Here is a 16,439-nt window from a genome sequence, read left to right on the forward strand (position 1 = left end):
CGGTCAGGCGGGTTAAAAAAGAGAGTAGGACATTTTACGGCTCGCGGACACCGGCAAGCGCGAGCGCGTGTTCACGCACATGCCATGCCCGCCGTCATCCGCCGGCGCGCGGGTTTTGCGCACGCAGGCGGTGCAAGCGGCACGGGCGCAGCACTGCGCACGTGCATCGGCCCGCAAAGCAGGCAAACGATTGCGGGCGGTCAAGGGCGCATGGGGCGCATGGGGCGCATAGGGCGCAACGCAGTTCGATTATTTTCCGCATGGGTGACGCGGGGATGAATGAGCCGATCGCCGCAAGCCGTGCTCGAATCGGGCTGTCATCGTTGAGTGACAGGTTGTGCCAAAGCGGCTTGCGATGGCGCGGCGCGCGCGCCGATTCGCGGACGCGAGGCGGGCCTGGCCGTTAGTTGCAACAGCGCAAGGCGCAACCGCGCGCCGCCCACTTCCTCCACTCCCCATCTCCCCATCTCCCCATCTCCCCATCTCCCCATCTCCCCATCTCCCCATCTCCCCATCTCCCAGCACGATTTCCACGACTCTGTAACAATCGCTACATTCGCCGCGCGGCTCGCCTCGAACGCTGCACCTGGGTCATGCGCGCGCCTCTCCACGTAACCCTGCCACCTGCGCGCCGCATCCTCGACCATGCCGCGCATCGGCATGCCTACCCGCCGAGCCACGCCTTGTCAGAGAACAGCGCCACCGCCGTCCCAATCCTTCCGGCAGACGGCCCCATGTCCGCCGCCAACCGCCGCGCGATGGCCGCGATCATGCTCGCGGTCGCGCTCGCCACGCTCGACACCGCGATCGCCAACACCGCCTTGCCCGCCATCGCGGCGGACTTGCACGCCGCGCCCGCGGCGTCGGTGTGGATCATCAACGCGTATCAGCTCGCGATGGTCGCGACGCTGTTGCCGCTCGCGGCGCTCGGCGACATCGTCGGGCATCGGCGGATTTATATCGGCGGCATCGCGCTGTTCACGCTGGCGTCGCTCGTCTGCTCGCTCGCCTCGACGCTGCCGATGCTCACCGCCGCGCGCGTGCTGCAAGGGCTCGGCGCGAGCGCGATCATGAGCGTCAACACCGCGCTGATCCGCTATCTTTATCCGCCGCATCGGCTCGGGCGCGGCCTCGGCACCAACGCGCTGATCGTCGGCGTGTCGTTCGCGGTCGGGCCGACGGTGGCATCGCTGATTCTTTCTGTGGCCGCATGGCCGTGGCTGTTCGCGGTCAACGTGCCGCTCGGCCTACTGGCGTTGGGCTTCGCGTGGCCCGCGTTGCCGCACACGGAACGCGGCACGCACAACTTCGACCCGGTCGCGGCGCTGCTCAACGTCATCACCTTTGCCGCGCTGATCTTCGCGCTCGGCGAGGCGGCCCAGCGCGCGCCGGCGCAAGTCGTGCTGAGCGCGGCGGCGGTCGCCGTGATATTCGGGCTGTTGCTGATCCGGCGTGAAACGGGTCATCCGGCGCCGATGCTGCCCGTCGATCTGTTCAAGCGGCCGGTGTTCGCGTTGTCCGCGCTGACCGCCGTGTGCTCGTTCGCCGCGCAAGGGCTCGCGTTCGTCTCGCTGCCCTTTTACTTCGAGGACGTGCTGCATCGCAGCCAGGTCGAGACTGGTTTCCTGATGACGCCGTGGCCGGTGGTGGTGGCGTTGGCCGCGCCGCTGGCGGGCGGTCTGTCCGACCGCTATCCGCCCGGACTGCTAGGCGCGATCGGCCTCGCGGTGATGTCGGCGGGAATGGCGTCGCTCGCGCTCTTGCCGGTGCATCCGCACGTGCTCGACATCGGCATCCGCATGGCGATCTGCGGCGCGGGCTTCGGCTTCTTTCAATCGCCGAACCTGAAGGCGTTGATGGCGAGCGCGCCGCCCGAGCGCAGCGGCGGCGCCAGCGGAATCGTCGCGACCGCGCGGCTGCTCGGGCAAACCACCGGCGCGGCGCTCGTCGCGTTGAGCTTCGGTATCGCCGGACGGCATGGTCCGACGCTCGCGCTGGCGGCCGGCGCCTTCTTCGCCGGCGCGGCGAGCCTCGCGAGCGGACTGCGGCTGCTGGCGCCGTCGCATCGCGCGGGGGCGCATGTGCAAGCGTCGGCGAAATAAGAAAAAGCGGGCGTACTGCTGTGACAGTGCGCCCGCTTTTGAATGCTCATGCTCTCGTTCGGATAACGGTTCCTCCCGGCGGACTTTTCAGATCCCGGCCTCGAGAAGCATGCGTCTCTTCGCTCACCGCGCCGCGAAATACCCCTTCACCGCGGCGACAAACGTATCGATATCGGCACGCGACACATCCTTGTGCGTGACGAATCGCGACGCGTACAGCATCTGCGTGAGAATGCCGCGCTCCTTCAGCCACGCTTCGAGCGGCGCGCAATGCTGCTGCGGAAACTGCGCGAACACCATGTTGGTCGCGACCGACTGCACCTTGACCGGCTCGATCGCTTCGAGCCCGGCCGCCAGGTGGGCGGCGTTCGCGTGGTCGTCGGCGAGACGCTCGACGTTGTGATCCAGCGCGTACAGGCACGCCGCCGCCAGCACGCCGGCCTGGCGCATGCCGCCGCCCAGCACCTTGCGCCAGCGGTGCGCCACCTCGATCAGCGCGTGGCTGCCGACCAGCACCGAGCCCACCGGCGCGCCGAGCCCCTTCGAGAAACAGATCGAGACCGAATCGAACGGCTCGCACAGCGCCGCGACCGGCTTGCCCGACGCGACCGCCGCGTTGTAGACGCGCGCGCCGTCGAGGTGGGCCGACAGGCCGCGTTGACGCGCGAGTTGCACCGCCTCGGCGACATACCCCTCGGGCAGCACCTTGCCGCCGATGGTGTTCTCCAGCGCCAGCAGGCGCGTGCGCGCGAAGTGGTTGTCGATCGGCTTGATCGCGGCGGCGATCTTGTCGAGCGGGATCGAACCGTCGGCGGCGTTTTCGAGCGGCTGCGGCTGGATGCTGCCGAGGACCGCCGCGCCGCCGCCCTCGTACTTATAGGTGTGCGCCAGTTGCCCGACGATGTATTCGTCGCCGCGCGCGCAGTGCGCCATCAACGCCGCCAGATTGCTTTGCGTGCCGCTCGGGAAGAACAGCCCCGCCTCCTTGCCGGCGCGCTCCGCGACGCTTGCCTGCAGGCGCAGCACGGTGGGGTCGTCGCCCCAGACGTCGTCGCCCACTTCGGCAGCCGACATGGCCGCGAGCATGGCCGGGGTCGGACGGGTTACGGTATCGCTGCGCAAATCGATCATGGTGAATTCCTGTGCGTCTATCTAGGGATGACAGCCGATCGCAGCCGGCGCGCCGGCTGCGAAGCCACACAGTGTATTCAAATTATTTAAGCGACGCAGCGCCTGGACTCACGCTGAAGGGGTGACGCATGGCGCAAGTTCTCGCGTGCCGCACGCTCATGCCGCCCTCACCCTCGCCCTCGCCCTCGCCCTGGCCCAGCCGGGCTCGGGCGAGCAGAACCTTGCACTTCGCTTACCCGCCCGACCTCGGCAGCCACGCCAGCGGATCGACGGGTTGGCCGTTCTGGCGGACCTCGAACTGGATCGACGCCACGCCGCGGCCGTCCACCCCGACTTCGCCGATGGTTTGCCCTTGCGCGACCGCGTCGCCTTCCTTGACGAGCAGCGTGCTGTTCTGCCCGTAGGCGGTGATCAGGGAGTCGTCGTGCTTGATGATGATGAGCGGACCGTACGCTTCGATGCCCGTGCCCGCATAGACCACGCGGCCGGTGGCGGCCGCCTTGACCGGATCGCCGGGACGGCCGCCGATCACGATGCCGTTCGATCTGCCGGGCGCGAACGTTTTCAGCACCGGTCCACGCAGCGGCCACAGCAGCACGCCTTGTTGCGGCGCGCCGGAAGCCGTGGGGCCGGCCGGCGCGGCCGGCGCATTCGGACCGGCGACGCCGACAGGCGGCGTCACGACACTGCCGGACGCCATCGGCGGAGACACGCGCAGCACCTGGCCCGGATTGACGATGGCGTTCGCGGCGAGCCCGTTCCACGCGGCGATATCCTGCGGCTTATGCCCATACGCCGAGGCGATGCCCGCCAGCGTATCGCCCGGATTGACGCGATAGAAACCGGCCGGCACCGGGACCGTGTTGAGGGTGGTCGGGCGGGCGGGCGCATTGCCATAGAACGGCGTGCTGTCCCACGGCATGCTCGTACAGCCCGTGAACATCGCGCCGAGCGCGACCACGGTCAGCATTCGGGTCCCCGTCAATCGCCAGTGTCCTGTCATGTGATGTCCTCGACATGTTGATTCAATCGGATTCAATCAGCCCAGCATTTGCCGTGCCGCCCGGCGCGCGGGCGTGGGCGCGGGCGTGAGCGGCAACCCGCCATTATGCCGCCGGCTACGTTTGCAACCGCGGCGACACGGCGTCGCCGCATGGGCGCTCACACGCTGCCCTCCGCCTCCACCACCAGAATGCGCGCCGCGCCGAGCGGATGCGCCACGTGCTCCGTACCCACCGACGCGTAGAACACATCGCCGGTTTCCAGCACGGTCGACTGCTCGACGCCGCCTTCCCGGTAGCGCATCTCCACGCGACCGTCGAGCACGGCGAACACTTCCTCGCCGTCGTTGACGTGCCACTTGTACGGCTGGTCGGTCCAGTGCAGGCGCGTCGTGATGCCGCCCATGTTGGCGATATCGAGCGCGCCCCAGGCGCGCGTCGCGGTGAAGCTCTTGCTGCGAATGATCTTCATGGCAATGGATGCTCGAAAAAATGCAACGCCGTGGTTCATCATGCGGCGGGCATGACGGGCGGCCCGCCCCGCCGCGATCCGGCGTTTCTGCTGGCCCCATTATAAGGTCCAGGGATTGGCGCGCCCGGCCAGGCGGGCTTCATTCCTGTGAGCATTGAATCATCCGGACCCTCGCCTATACTCAGTCAAATATGCAAGACGCCTGCCGGCGAACCACGAATCTCGCGAGGAATTTGAGGATGAACAACGCCACCTTTCTGGCCGTGCAGCTCAACGTCGACGATGTGACGTCATCGCCCGGTTTGGTCGAGTTGCTGAACACGCACCTGGTTTTTGCCGCGGACGTGGCCGAGGCCGCCGACGCGCTGGTGCAGTTGGCGAGCATCGCGAGGTTGTCGAGCGGCGTGCAGGCGAGCGTCGAGATTCCCGCCGTCGCGATCGAGCGGCTGCGCGAGGCGCTCGACAATCTGAGCGGCTACGACGAGTCCTGGCTGCTTGCCCTGGAGCCGAGCGACGCGCTGTTCGAGGACATCGCCCGCCGGCAACGTACGCTGCATTAGGCCCGCGCTCGCGGCTCGCATCCGCGCTGCCCGCGCACGGCCGGCGTCCCGCCGACAACGTCGCCGGTCCGCCAGATTTCGCTCACCGCTCGCACCGCGGAGCAGCCGGCAGTTTCACCGTCGGCGCCATTCGCGGGTTGTAGCGAGTCAACCGGAGGAACCGCCGTGAAAACTTTCCTGAACCGCCGCAGCGTGCTGACAGGCCCATCGCATCTCGTGCAGATCGAGCGGGAAAACACCGCCGCCCGCGTCTCGCCCGACGACAGGGAAGAAGCGGCGCTGGCCGCGGCGGCCGGCGTCACGCCCGGGGCACCGCCGACGCCCACGCCCATGCGTCCGGTGACGACCTTGCGGCAAGTGCAGGTGGTGCCGTCGCAGGTCAGCGCGCGCGGCGTGCAGATCGCCGATACGGCAGACATCGAATGGCTCGCCGAGGAGGAAGCGCTGACGCCGTTCCGGGTTTTCCGCAGCTTCGACTACTCGGTCAGCCTGCTGTTCCACGCGAAGGAGCTGACGTACTACGTCGCGCTGTATCAGGACGGCTCGCTGTGGCGCGCGCTCAAGGCCGCCGATCTCGAAGCCGCCGAAACCGCCTTCCTTCATTTCGAGGAACAGGCGACGCGGCTCTCGGAAGGCGAAACGCGCCGCGCGCAACTGGAAGCGCAGAACGAACAGTTGGCGCGCCTGATCGCTCGCTCCGAGGCGCAGGCCGAAAGGCTGCGCAACGATCTTCAGCGACGCGGCGCGCAGGAGCATGCGGTGTCGAACCGGCAGCATCAGGTACACAAGGAAGTGTCGCAACTCGAGGCGCAGCGCGTGGCCGCGCAGGCGCATCTGAACAAGGCGCACCGGCAGATTCACCAGCTCAGCCTGACGAGCAATGAAGCGATTCCGCATCTGCCGAATCGCTGAACCGGCGCTTGAAACCGGTGCTTGAAACCGACTGCGGGACTCGGCGTTGACGAGCGCTGCAAACGACAAAAAGCAAAACGCCGGCCGGCAAAACCGGTCGGCGTTTTTATTAACGCGCACCGCCTGTTGACGGCGGTGTTTCTACAAGTCTCTTCAGCGCGAATCAGTTGCCGAAGTAGACCGAGTTACGGTCGTTGCCGCTCACCGGACGGCCGGCTTGCGAGCTGCCGGCGATCGGCGCGCCGTAGCCGCTGTTGACCGCTTGAGTGGTGCCGTTTTGCGCATCGACACGTGCTTGCGCGGCTTGCAGGTTAGCCGGGTAGTCGATGTGATCGCCCGTGGGGTTGTAGCCGGCCTTTTCGAGTTGCACCAGTTCGGCGCGGACTTGAGCGCGCGTGACCGGCTGATTCGATTGAGCAAACGATGCGACAGGAGCGGCCAGGGCGGCGGCGACGACAACGGCGGAAATGAGCGTCTTCATGATGTAAACCTCCAGAACTTGTTTTGAATCGCTTTGGGCTTGTTATCCCGTAGCGCTTGAGAAGAAGTTTAGGAGGGTCGACATCTAGGGGAAACCCCTTAAACGACGAAACTCAATTTCGATTATTGCAACAGTAGCGGCCGAGTCCGGCAGTTCCGCTATCTGGCCGGCAAGGTTGGGCAACAATCGGCACCCGATCTGAACCGCTCGCGCGGCCCGGCGCGCCCTTATCGCAAGCGCCCGCCGGTCCCCTGCTCGAACCCTCAGTTCCAGTTCGCGTGGAAGCTGCCCGGCTTGTCGGTGCGCTCGAACGTGTGCGCGCCGAAGAAATCGCGCTGTGCCTGCACCAGATTCGCCGGCAGGCGCTCCGAGCGATACGCGTCGAAATACGCCACCGCCGACGCGAAAGCCGGCACCGGCACGCCCGCATTGATCGCGGCCACCACGACCTCGCGCAACGCCGACTGATAGTTCTTCGCGATGTCGCGGAAGTACGGATCGAGCAGCAGGTTGGCGATCGCCTTGTCTTTCGCATAGGCGTCCGTGATCTTCTGCAGGAAGCGGGCGCGGATGATACAGCCGGCGCGGAAAATCTTCGCGATCGTGCCGAAGTCCAGATCCCACTTGTACTCTTGCGACGCCGCGCGCAGTTGCGCGAAACCTTGCGCGTAGGAAATCACCTTGCTGAAATACAGCGCGCGGCGCACCGATTCGACGAACGCGTCGCGCTCGACGCCGAGCGGCTTCGCCGCCGGCCCTTCCAGCAGCTTGCTCGCGGCGACGCGCTGATCTTTCAGCGACGACAGCACGCGCGCGAACACAGCCTCCGTGATCAGCGGCAGCGGTGCGCCGAGGTCGAGCGCATTCTGGCTGGTCCACTTGCCGGTGCCCTTCTGCGCGGCGCGGTCGAGGATCACGTCCACCAGGTCCTTGCCGGTTTCCTCGTCTTTCTTGCTGAAAATCTTCGAGGTGATTTCGATCAGATAGCTGTCGAGCTCGCCCTGATTCCACTCGGTATAGACCTTGCCGAGTTCTTCGTTCGAGAGACCGACCACCTGCTTGAGCACCGCATAGCTTTCGGCGATCAGTTGCATGTCGCCGTATTCGATGCCGTTGTGCACCATCTTCACGAAGTGGCCCGCGCCGTCCGGTCCCATGTAGGCGACGCACGGCTCGCCGTCCGGCGCCTTGGCGGCGATTTCGGTGAGGATCGGCGCCACCAGATCGTAGGCGTCGCGCTGGCCGCCCGGCATGATCGACGGGCCTTTCAACGCGCCCTCCTCGCCGCCCGACACGCCCGTGCCGATGAAGTGCAGGCCGGCCTTCGCCAGTTCCTGATTGCGGCGGATCGTGTCGGTGAAATGCGTGTTGCCGCCGTCGATCAGAATGTCGCCCTTGTCCAGCAGCGGTTTGAGCTGGGCGATGGTGGCGTCGGTGGGCTCGCCTGCCTTGACCATCAGCAGAATGCGGCGCGGTTTTTCGAGCGACTCCACGAACTCTTCCGGCGTGAAGGCCGGCACCAGTTTCTTGCCCGGATATTCGGCGATGAGTTCGTCGGTTTTCTCGCGGCTACGGTTGTAGACCGACACCGCGTGGCCGCGGCTCTCGATGTTGAGCGCCAGATTGCGGCCCATGACCGCCAGCCCCACCACGCCGATTGCCTGTTTGCCCATGTGAATTCTCCAGAGTCCAAAAAATGTCGTGACGCCGCGCCGGAATGAACATCGGCGGAGCGTCGAGGGTGAAAGCATAAAAGAAATGCCGGCTTGCCGCTTGATGGCGGGCAGCGGACGGAAGTTTTTTTGCCGAGTGCGGTGTTTGTTGCGGTTGGTTGTTGCGGTTCGCCTTTCGCGATTGCTTGCGGAAGCGGGCCATTGCGGCGGTGCTTCTTGCAGCACCCTTGCCGTGCGTCCGCATTGCCGCATGAGTTCGTGCCCGACACGAGCCAGCGCAAGACGCAACGTGCGCATGCCCGCCAACGAACGTATCTCAGCCCCGCACCGCGCCCCGCCGTCTTCTGAACACCAGACTGAAGTTATTGGCCGGCATCGCGATCGGCTCGTCGCACTCGAGTCCCGCCGCGGCGCCCAACGCGATCACCGCTTCCATGTCGCGCACGCCCCACGCGGGGTCGCGGCTGCGCAATTGCCGGTCGAACGCGTCGTTGCTCGGCGAGGTATGCGCGCCGCCGCGCTTGTAAGGGCCGTACAGATACAGCACGCCGCCGTCCACGAGCCGATTGCCCGCGCCCGCGAAAAGCGCCTGCGCCGCGCTCCACGGCGAGATATGAATCATGTTGATGCAGACCACGGCGTCGAGCGCGTCCACGCCCCAATCCGGCTGATGCACGTCGAGCGCGAGCGGCGCGCGCACGTTCGCCAGCCCCGCGTGCGCCACCCACGCGGCAATCGACGCCCGTGCTTGCGCATCGAGATCGCTCGGCTGCCAGTCGAGGCCCGGCAAGGCGCCGGCGAAGCAGACCGCGTGCTGCCCCGTGCCGCTCGCGATTTCGAGCACGCGGCCGGTGGCCGGCAGCACCGTGCGCAGCACGGCGAGGATCGGTTCGCGGTTGCGTTCCGCGGAAGGCGAATGTTGCCGCAGCGCCGCTTGGGGATTCGTCATGTTCAGGCTTTGGGTTCAGTACAACGACGTGCGCACTCTTTCGGCGAGTTCGCGGTCGTAAGTGGCGGCGTCGAAATTCGCGCCGCTGACGCGCCGGAGAATTTCACCCGCGCTCGGCAGCCGGGACCGTTCGACATGATGCGCCGGGTCCCATAGTTTCGAGCGCACCAGCGCCTTCGAGCAATGAAAATACACCGCGTCGACGTCGATCAGCAGCACGGTGCGCGGCAGTTTACCCTCGACGGCGAAACTGTTCAGCATGGCCGGATCGTCGGAAATGCGACCGCGGCCATTCACGCGCAAACTTTCGCCGACGCCCGGAATGATGAACAACAGCGCCAGATGCGGATTGACGATGATGTTGCGCAGACTGTCGATACGATTGTTGCCGATGCGATCCGGCAGCGCGAGCGTGCGTCCGTCGACGATACGCACGAAACCCGGCGTGTCGCCGCGCGGCGAACAATCGAGGCCGTCCGGTCCCGCGGTGGCCAGCACGACGAACGGCGCGACCTCGATAAAGGCGCGATAGTCTTCATTGACGTAGGCGATCTCCTTGCGCACGGAGCGTTCATTCGGCTGGCCGTAGCGCGCTTCGAGCTGTTCAATCGTGGTCAACATCTGCGTTCCTTTGATGGCGGTTGTTCTTCGTTCGGACGGCCCGGTCAATCCAGCGCAAGGCGACCGGCCAGCGCGGTCAAGGCATCGGCGCACGGCGCCGCGATTTTCAGCGACAGCAGCGAATCGGCGCGCGTGCGCCCGAGATTGATCGCGACGATCGGCTTGCCCTGCTTCTGCGCCCACACGCAGAAGCGATAGCCCGAGTAGACCATCAGCGAGGAGCCGACCACCAGCAGCGCATCCGCCGCGTCGAGCGCCTGCGAGGCCGCGTCGACCCGCTCGCGCGGCACGCTTTCGCCGAAGAACACCACCGAGGGTTTCAGCAAGCCGCCGCAGTTCGAACACGCCGGAATGCGGAACGCTTCGAGATCGTGCCATTCGAGATGCGCGTCGCCGTCGGCGGCGGTTTCGGCGGTAATGTTCAGGAGCGCGGGATTGTCGGCTTCGAGCGTCTGCTGAATCGACGCGCGCGCGTGCCGCATGCCGCAGTCCAGACACGTTACGCCGTCGATGCCGCCGTGCAGTTCGATCACCTCGCGGCTGCCCGCCCGCTGATGCAGGCCGTCGACGTTCTGCGTGACCAGCGCCCGCACGCGGCCCGCCGCTTCGAGGCGGGCCAGCGCGGTATGCGCGGCATTCGGCTGCGCCTCTGCGACCACCGGCCAGCCGACCATGCTGCGCGCCCAGTAGCGCTGGCGCATGCCGGCCGTGCCGAGAAATTCCTGCAACGTGATCGGCGGCGAGCGCTTCCATTCGCCGTTGTCGTCGCGATAGCCGGGAATGCCGGAGTCGGTGCTGATGCCCGCGCCGGTCAGCACGAACAGACGCGGATAACGCTGCACGAAGTCATGCAGATCGTCGAGCGTATGCGATGCGTTGATGGTTTCGATGTGTGCGGGCTGAAGTTCGCTCATGACGGGACGTGGTAGGACTGCGGCCTTCGCGTGGAACCGGAACGCTGACTAACGGCGCGGCGCGCGCGGCTTGCCCTGTCTTGCTTGCGCCGCTTTGCTTGCCTGCCGTGCTTGCCGCGCCTGCCATTCGGCAAGCGCGGCCTGATAGCGTTCGAGCGCTTCATCGTAGAGATCGAAGACACACGGATTGCAGCCGCTGTGACAACAATCGTCGAGATCGGGCCGCACGGGCGGCACCGGCGGCGGGTCGTCCCTGGGTGTGGCTCGGGGCACGGCGAATCGCTTTCCGAAGTGGCGGGAAGCAGTCAGTATAAGTTGATCCGCCGCGCCGCGCTTTCAGCCCGCGGTCGTCAAGACAGCCGTCAGCCCCGGCCCACGAACGGCATCTTGCTCGCCATGATGGTCATGAACTGCACGTTCGCCGACAGCGGCAATTGCGCCATATGCAGCACCGCGTCGGCGACGTGCTGAACGTCCATCAGCGGCTCGACCGCGATTTCGCCGTTCGCCTGCACGATGCCGCGCGCCATCCGCTCGGCCATCTCGGTGGCCGCGTTGCCGATGTCGATCTGCCCGCACACGATGTCGTATTTGCGGCCGTCGAGCGAGACGGCTTTCGTGAGGCCGGTGATCGCGTGCTTGGTGGCCGTGTACGCGATGCTGTTCGGCCGCGGCGCATGCGCCGAGATCGAGCCGTTGTTGATGATGCGCCCGCCGCGCGGGCTCTGTGTCTTCATCAGACCGAACGCCGCGCGCGTGCAGAGAAACACGCCGGTGAGGTTGGTGTCGACCACGGAGCGCCATTCGTCGATATCGAGTTCGTCGATATCGACGGGCGAACCGCTGCGGCCCGCGTTGTTGAACAGCACGTCGAGCCGCCCATGCCGTTCGCGGATCGTATCGAACAGCGCGGCGACGTTCGCGGCGTCGGTCACGTCGCACGCCACGGCCAGCGCCTCGCCGCCGAGCGGCCGTGCTGCCTCGACGACAGCATCGAGCAGCGCCTGACGACGCCCCGCCAGCACGACGCTATAGCCGTGCTCCACCAGCCGCAGCGCGCACGCGCGGCCGATGCCGCTGCCCGCGCCCGTCACCAGTGCGACTTTTTTGCTTCCCGTTCCCGTCACAGCACGTCTCCTTTGCTTGCAGATTCGATTGGCCAACTCGCCGCACGCGAACCTGCCGGCCTCGACGCCCCGGCTTCGTCGAGCGTTCGCTCGACGAGCGGTCAATCCAGCGCGCGGTCGTTCGGGTTCGCGAACAGCGACTTCATATCCGCGGAGAGCGGATAGTTGAGGTTGATGCCCTTGGGCGGAATCGGCTGCGTGAACCACTTCTGGTACATAGCCGCCGCCTCGCCCGAGGTTTGCAGCCGCGCGATCACGCCGTCGGCGAGCTTCTTGAAGCCGGGGTCGTCCTTGCGGAACATGCAGCCATACACCTCGGACATCGGCGAGTTGCCGGTGATCAGGTAGTCGTTCGCGTCCGCCTCCTTGGCCTTAGCACCATACAGCAGCGGATCGTCCATCACAAATGCCACGGCGCGGCCGGTCTTTACATTGAGAAAGGATTCGGCATGATCTTTCGCGCTGATGAGGCGCATGTTCATGCCCTTCTCGTTGTTCATCTGCCGCAGCAGGCGTTCTTCCGACGTGCCCGCCGTGGTCACCACGGTCTTGCCCGCGAGGTCGGGAAAGTCCTTCACGCCCGAGCTTTTCTTCACGATCATCCGCACGCCGTACTGGAAGAAGCTGTTCGAAAACGCCGCCTGGTTGTCGCGCTCCTTCGTGTGCGTGGTCGAACCGCATTCGATGTCGATGGTGCCGTTCTGCACCAGCGGAATCCGGTTCTGCGACGTGATCGGCACTTCCTTCACCTTGAGGTTCGGCAGGTTCAGTTCCTTCTTCACCTCGTCGACGATCTTCAGCGCGATCGCCTGCGAATAGCCGATCACTTGCTGCTGTTCATCGTAGTAAGAAAACGGCACCGACGATTCGCGTACGCCAAGCGAAATCACGCCGGTGTCGCGGATCTTTTTCAGTGTGGCGCTCGGTTCCTCGGCGCGCGCGGTGCCGGCGAAGCTCGTGGCGATGGCGATCGTGGTGAGTGCTGCTGCAAGTTTCATGGCATCTCCTTGGGTTGTGCCGAAGCGGCGTGTGGCGGTTGTGTGGCGGTTGTGTGGCGGTTATGCGGCGGTTGTATGGGTGCAGCCGGATCGTTGCAATCGAAACATGATGCGAGGTATGCCGCGCTCAGCGTGGCCATGCATAAGCGCCGGGTTCGAGCGGCGGCGCGCGGCCCGCGATCGCATCCGCGATCAGGCGCGCACTGCCGCACGCCAGCGTGAAGCCGAGCGCGCCGTGGCCGGTGTTCAGCCACAGGTTGCGATACGGCGTGGGACCGATGAGCGGCTTGCTGTCGGGCGTGGCCGGACGGTGGCCGCACCACGTCTGCGCCGCGGCGTAGTTGCCGGCAGCGGGGAAAATTTCCTGCGCCTGGCGCTTGAGCAGGTCGAGGCGCCGGTCGCGCCGCGTCACATCCATGCCGGCGATTTCGACCATGCCCGCAATCCGCAAGCGCTCGCCGAGCGGCGCATACACCACCTTGCGATGCAGATCGGTCACGCTCACGCGCGGCGCGTGGCCGGGCGCGACGGGTATCGTCAGGCTGTAGCCGGTGAGCGGATACATCGGCAGACGCATGCCGAGCGCATGCAGCAACGGCGCGCTGCCGTTGCCCAACGCGACCACGAATGCATCGGCGCGAATCTCGCCGCGCGGCGTGCGCACGGCAAGCGCCGCGCCGCGCTCGGTGACGAACGAATGAACCGGCGTCTCGTAGTGAATCGCCACGCCGTATCGCGTGTTCAGCACGCCGGCGAGCGCCACGCTGAACCGATGACAATCGCCGGCCTCTTCCGAGGGCGTGTGAATACCGCCCGCCAGCAAGGGCCGCGCGTGTTCCAATGCGGGTTCGAGCGCCACGCAAGCGGCGGCGTCGAGGGCGCGCTGTTCGGAACCGGCCGCTTGCAGAAAATCCATCTTGCGGCGCGCCGCGTCGAATGCATTCGCATCCCGATAGACGACGAGCTTGCCGTTGCGCACGTAATTGAAATCGATCGACTCGCGCTGCACGAGTTCGTGCAACGCCTCGCGGCTCAACGCGCCCAATCGCAGCATTTCCACGGCCGTTTGGCGCGCGCGGCCGCCGCGGCATGCGAGCAGAAACGACAGGCACCAGCGCCATTGCCGAGGATCGAGGCGCGGCACGAAACGCAACGCGGAATCGCCTTGCAACAGCCACGCGGGCAGATGCGGCAACACCGAAGGATCGGCAAGCGGCGCGACGTAGCTATAGCTCAACTGGCCGCCGTTCGCGAAGCTCGCTTCGAGCGCGGCGCCGTCGCGGCCTTCCAGAATCGTCACGTCATGACCGTCGCGCGCCAATTGATAGGCGCTCGTCAAACCCACCACGCCCGCACCGAGTACACACACGCGCATAGCAACCACACCTTCGAGGAATCCGTTCACCGCGAGTGTGGCGCGACGAAATACGCGCATCAAATGAGCAGATGCACGGCTCCATAACCCAGGGTTAAGACGTCGGCGGGAGGTTCGCGCAGGCTCATGCGGAGTTCACGCGAAATGCGCGCGCAACACGTCGAGAAACGCGTTGCCCGCCTGCGAGTCCATCCCGCCGTCGCGCCAGAGCGCGAACACGCCGGCCGACAGCGCGGGCGTGACCGGCCGGATCGCAACCGGCTCGGCACCGCAATGCGCCGTCAGTTCGTCGAGCAGCGCATAGCCAACGCCGCGCGCGGCCAGGGCGCGCGCCACGTACCAGGTCTGCGCCTCGACGGCGGCGACGCTTTCGTCCAGCTCCTGCGCGTCGAGCGCATTGCCGATCAGCTCGCCGAGCGGATCGCTGTTGCCGATGCTGATCCATTCCCGTGCGAGGAACGCCGGCAGGTCGATTGGCCGTTGCGCGTCGGGATCGTCGGGCGGGCACACGCAGACAATCGCCGTGCGCCCCAGCTCGACCGCCGTGATGCCCGGCCGCGCCGGCGGATTCAGCGCGACCGCGAGATCGAGGTCGCGCGTGAGCAGCGCGTTCAGCAACTCCTCCGTGTGCCGCGTCTGCACCTTCAGCGACACGCGCGGATAGCCGCGCCGGAACGCTTGCACCGCCGGCGGAATCAGGCTCAAGCCGAGGCTCGGCAAACAGCCGATACGCAGATGCCCTTCCGGTTGCAACGCGAGGTTGCGCGCCAGATGGCGAATGCCGTCGAGATTCGCTTGCAGCTTCTGCGATTCGGAGAACAGCAGTTCCGCCTCGCGCGTCGGCTGCAACCGGCCATGCACGCGATTGAACAGCGCGAAGCCGAGGCTGCGCTCCGCCTGCGCGAGCGTCTTGCTCACGGCGGGCTGCGACACGCACAACAGTTCGGCCGCTTTCGACAGCGACCCCGTGCGCATGATGGCGTGAAAAATTTCGATGTGGCGCAAACGCATGGACGCATGACCGGCACGGACCGGCGAAATAAGCACAAATGGATAGACATGGACGAGCCGCCGTCGACGTCGAGCGCGAACCCGGCGGCCGTCGCGAAGCATAACGTCTTTCAGCATGCTTTCATTATTTGCCGTTCCTGTCCGCGCCCGTATCGGACGGCGCATCAATGGTATCTTTCGCCGTTGCGCGTCACGCGCGCGATTCAAGGCCTTCCGAGGATGGAAGAAGGAAGACAGGAAGCACGCTTCATGAAAGACCTATCGACACCGCCGCCTGCCGGAGAGGCCACGCCGCCGCGCCGCTGGCCGAACACCGGCTATCCCGCGATGCTCACGGCCACCGCCGCATGGCATGTGTTCGTGCTGGCCGGATGGCTGCTCGCGCCTGCCGCGTGGCCGTGGTGGCTGGCCGCGATCTTCGTCAACCACGCGATTTTCACGGTGGCCGGCTTGCTGCCGCGCACCTCGCTGCTGGGCCCGAACTGGACGCGCCTGCCCGCCGACGCACGCAACGCGGACGCGATCGCACTGACCATCGACGACGGCCCCGATCCCGCCGTCACGCCGCAAGTGCTCGATCTGCTCGACACGTTCGGCGTGCGCGCCACGTTCTTCTGCATCGGCGAGAACGCGCGGCGCCATCCCGAACTCACGCGCGAGATCGTCGCGCGCGGCCATGCGCTGGAGAACCATTCGCAGGTTCACGTACACACGTTTTCGGTGACGTTGCCGGGCGCGCTCACGCGTGAAATCGACGCCGCGCAGCGTACCCTGGAGGAACTGGGCGGCGCGCGGCCGATGTTCTTCCGCGCGCCGGCCGGCTTGCGCAACATCTTTCTCGAACCCGTGTTGCGCAAGCTCGATCTGCGGCTCGCCTCATGGACGCGGCGCGGCTACGACACGCGCGAGCGCGATCCGCAAGTAGTGACGCGGCGGCTCATCGACGGCCTTGCGCCACGCGACATCCTGCTGCTGCACGACGGCAACGCCGCGCTCACCGTCGAGGGCAAGCCGCTGATTCTCGCGGTGCTGCCGCGTGTGATCGACGCGGCCCGCAAGCAAGGTCTGCGCTTCGTCACATTGCGCGAGGCGCGCATCGACGGCTGATCGTG

At 66.2% G+C, this 16,439-nt stretch carries 17 protein-coding genes; 4 read left to right on the forward strand and 13 right to left on the reverse strand.

Annotation, left to right across the window (positions count from 1 at the left end; genetic code table 11):
• Positions 1 to 734: 734 nt before the first annotated feature.
• Entirely contained in the window at positions 735 to 2,102 is a 1,368-nt protein-coding gene (locus ACOCG7_RS11885; RefSeq protein WP_083081273.1) for an MFS transporter, read from the forward strand.
• A 123-nt stretch (positions 2,103 to 2,225) separates the two neighbouring features.
• Here the strand turns inward: ACOCG7_RS11885 and ltaE are convergent, their stop codons facing one another.
• The 3 genes from ltaE to ACOCG7_RS11900 form a co-directional block, all read right to left on the reverse strand.
• The gene (gene ltaE / locus ACOCG7_RS11890) at positions 2,226 to 3,233 is read right to left on the reverse strand and encodes a low-specificity L-threonine aldolase (RefSeq protein WP_154872584.1); all 1,008 of its coding nucleotides are present in this window, start codon (positions 3,231 to 3,233) and stop codon (positions 2,226 to 2,228) included.
• A 232-nt stretch (positions 3,234 to 3,465) separates the two neighbouring features.
• Complete coding sequence (locus tag ACOCG7_RS11895) at positions 3,466 to 4,236, reverse strand: peptidoglycan DD-metalloendopeptidase family protein (protein ID WP_154872583.1); 771 nt, start codon at positions 4,234 to 4,236, stop codon at positions 3,466 to 3,468.
• A 158-nt stretch (positions 4,237 to 4,394) separates the two neighbouring features.
• Positions 4,395 to 4,706: a cupin domain-containing protein gene (locus ACOCG7_RS11900; protein ID WP_073427273.1), complete on the reverse strand. Its 312-nt coding sequence runs from the start codon at positions 4,704 to 4,706 to the stop codon at positions 4,395 to 4,397.
• 239 nt (positions 4,707 to 4,945) lie between these two features.
• Here ACOCG7_RS11900 and ACOCG7_RS11905 point away from each other — a divergent pair, with 239 nt between their 5' ends.
• A complete protein-coding gene (locus ACOCG7_RS11905; protein ID WP_073427272.1) occupies positions 4,946 to 5,266 on the forward strand; it encodes a hypothetical protein in 321 nt (106 codons plus the stop codon).
• Positions 5,267 to 5,431: 165 nt separating this feature from the next.
• Entirely contained in the window at positions 5,432 to 6,178 is a 747-nt protein-coding gene (locus ACOCG7_RS11910) for a DUF2968 domain-containing protein (protein WP_154872582.1), read from the forward strand.
• 163 nt (positions 6,179 to 6,341) lie between these two features.
• On the opposite strand, the gene ACOCG7_RS11915 is transcribed toward ACOCG7_RS11910, so the two are convergent.
• The 10 genes from ACOCG7_RS11915 to ACOCG7_RS11960 form a co-directional block, all read right to left on the reverse strand.
• Positions 6,342 to 6,659, reverse strand: a complete 318-nt coding sequence (locus ACOCG7_RS11915) for a DUF4148 domain-containing protein (RefSeq protein WP_073427270.1) — start codon at positions 6,657 to 6,659, stop codon at positions 6,342 to 6,344.
• Between the two features lie 263 nt (positions 6,660 to 6,922).
• Entirely contained in the window at positions 6,923 to 8,332 is a 1,410-nt protein-coding gene (gndA, locus tag ACOCG7_RS11920) for an NADP-dependent phosphogluconate dehydrogenase (RefSeq protein ID WP_154872581.1), read from the reverse strand.
• 316 nt (positions 8,333 to 8,648) lie between these two features.
• Positions 8,649 to 9,281 (reverse strand): DUF938 domain-containing protein, encoded by a 633-nt coding sequence (locus ACOCG7_RS11925; RefSeq protein ID WP_310313870.1) that lies wholly within the window; start codon positions 9,279 to 9,281, stop codon positions 8,649 to 8,651.
• Positions 9,282 to 9,296: 15 nt separating this feature from the next.
• The gene (locus ACOCG7_RS11930; protein WP_421375591.1) at positions 9,297 to 9,902 is read right to left on the reverse strand and encodes a pyridoxamine 5'-phosphate oxidase family protein; all 606 of its coding nucleotides are present in this window, start codon (positions 9,900 to 9,902) and stop codon (positions 9,297 to 9,299) included.
• A 44-nt stretch (positions 9,903 to 9,946) separates the two neighbouring features.
• Positions 9,947 to 10,816, reverse strand: a complete 870-nt coding sequence (locus ACOCG7_RS11935; protein ID WP_310313867.1) for an NAD-dependent protein deacetylase — start codon at positions 10,814 to 10,816, stop codon at positions 9,947 to 9,949.
• A gap of 48 nt (positions 10,817 to 10,864) precedes the next feature.
• On the reverse strand, positions 10,865 to 11,089 hold the full coding sequence (locus ACOCG7_RS11940) for an oxidoreductase-like domain-containing protein (protein WP_310128322.1): 225 nt from the start codon (positions 11,087 to 11,089) through the stop codon (positions 10,865 to 10,867).
• 89 nt (positions 11,090 to 11,178) lie between these two features.
• Positions 11,179 to 11,943, reverse strand: coding sequence for an SDR family oxidoreductase (locus tag ACOCG7_RS11945; RefSeq protein WP_310313863.1), 765 nt, complete (start codon positions 11,941 to 11,943; stop codon positions 11,179 to 11,181).
• A gap of 101 nt (positions 11,944 to 12,044) precedes the next feature.
• A complete protein-coding gene (locus ACOCG7_RS11950) occupies positions 12,045 to 12,941 on the reverse strand; it encodes a glutamate/aspartate ABC transporter substrate-binding protein (protein ID WP_073427263.1) in 897 nt (298 codons plus the stop codon).
• Positions 12,942 to 13,068: 127 nt separating this feature from the next.
• Positions 13,069 to 14,376: a D-amino acid dehydrogenase gene (locus tag ACOCG7_RS11955; RefSeq protein ID WP_114164254.1), complete on the reverse strand. Its 1,308-nt coding sequence runs from the start codon at positions 14,374 to 14,376 to the stop codon at positions 13,069 to 13,071.
• A 75-nt stretch (positions 14,377 to 14,451) separates the two neighbouring features.
• Positions 14,452 to 15,327 carry a LysR family transcriptional regulator gene (locus ACOCG7_RS11960; RefSeq protein WP_310128328.1) on the reverse strand — a complete coding sequence of 292 codons (876 nt, stop codon included), beginning with the start codon at positions 15,325 to 15,327 and terminating at the stop codon, positions 14,452 to 14,454.
• A gap of 249 nt (positions 15,328 to 15,576) precedes the next feature.
• Here ACOCG7_RS11960 and ACOCG7_RS11965 point away from each other — a divergent pair, with 249 nt between their 5' ends.
• Positions 15,577 to 16,434 carry a polysaccharide deacetylase family protein gene (locus ACOCG7_RS11965; RefSeq protein ID WP_083082940.1) on the forward strand — a complete coding sequence of 286 codons (858 nt, stop codon included), beginning with the start codon at positions 15,577 to 15,579 and terminating at the stop codon, positions 16,432 to 16,434.
• Positions 16,435 to 16,439 lie beyond the last annotated feature (5 nt).

Origin of the sequence: Paraburkholderia sp. DD10, from assembly GCF_049177125.1 — a bacterium.
In the GTDB taxonomy this organism is placed as follows: Bacteria; Pseudomonadota; Gammaproteobacteria; order Burkholderiales; family Burkholderiaceae; genus Paraburkholderia; species Paraburkholderia terricola.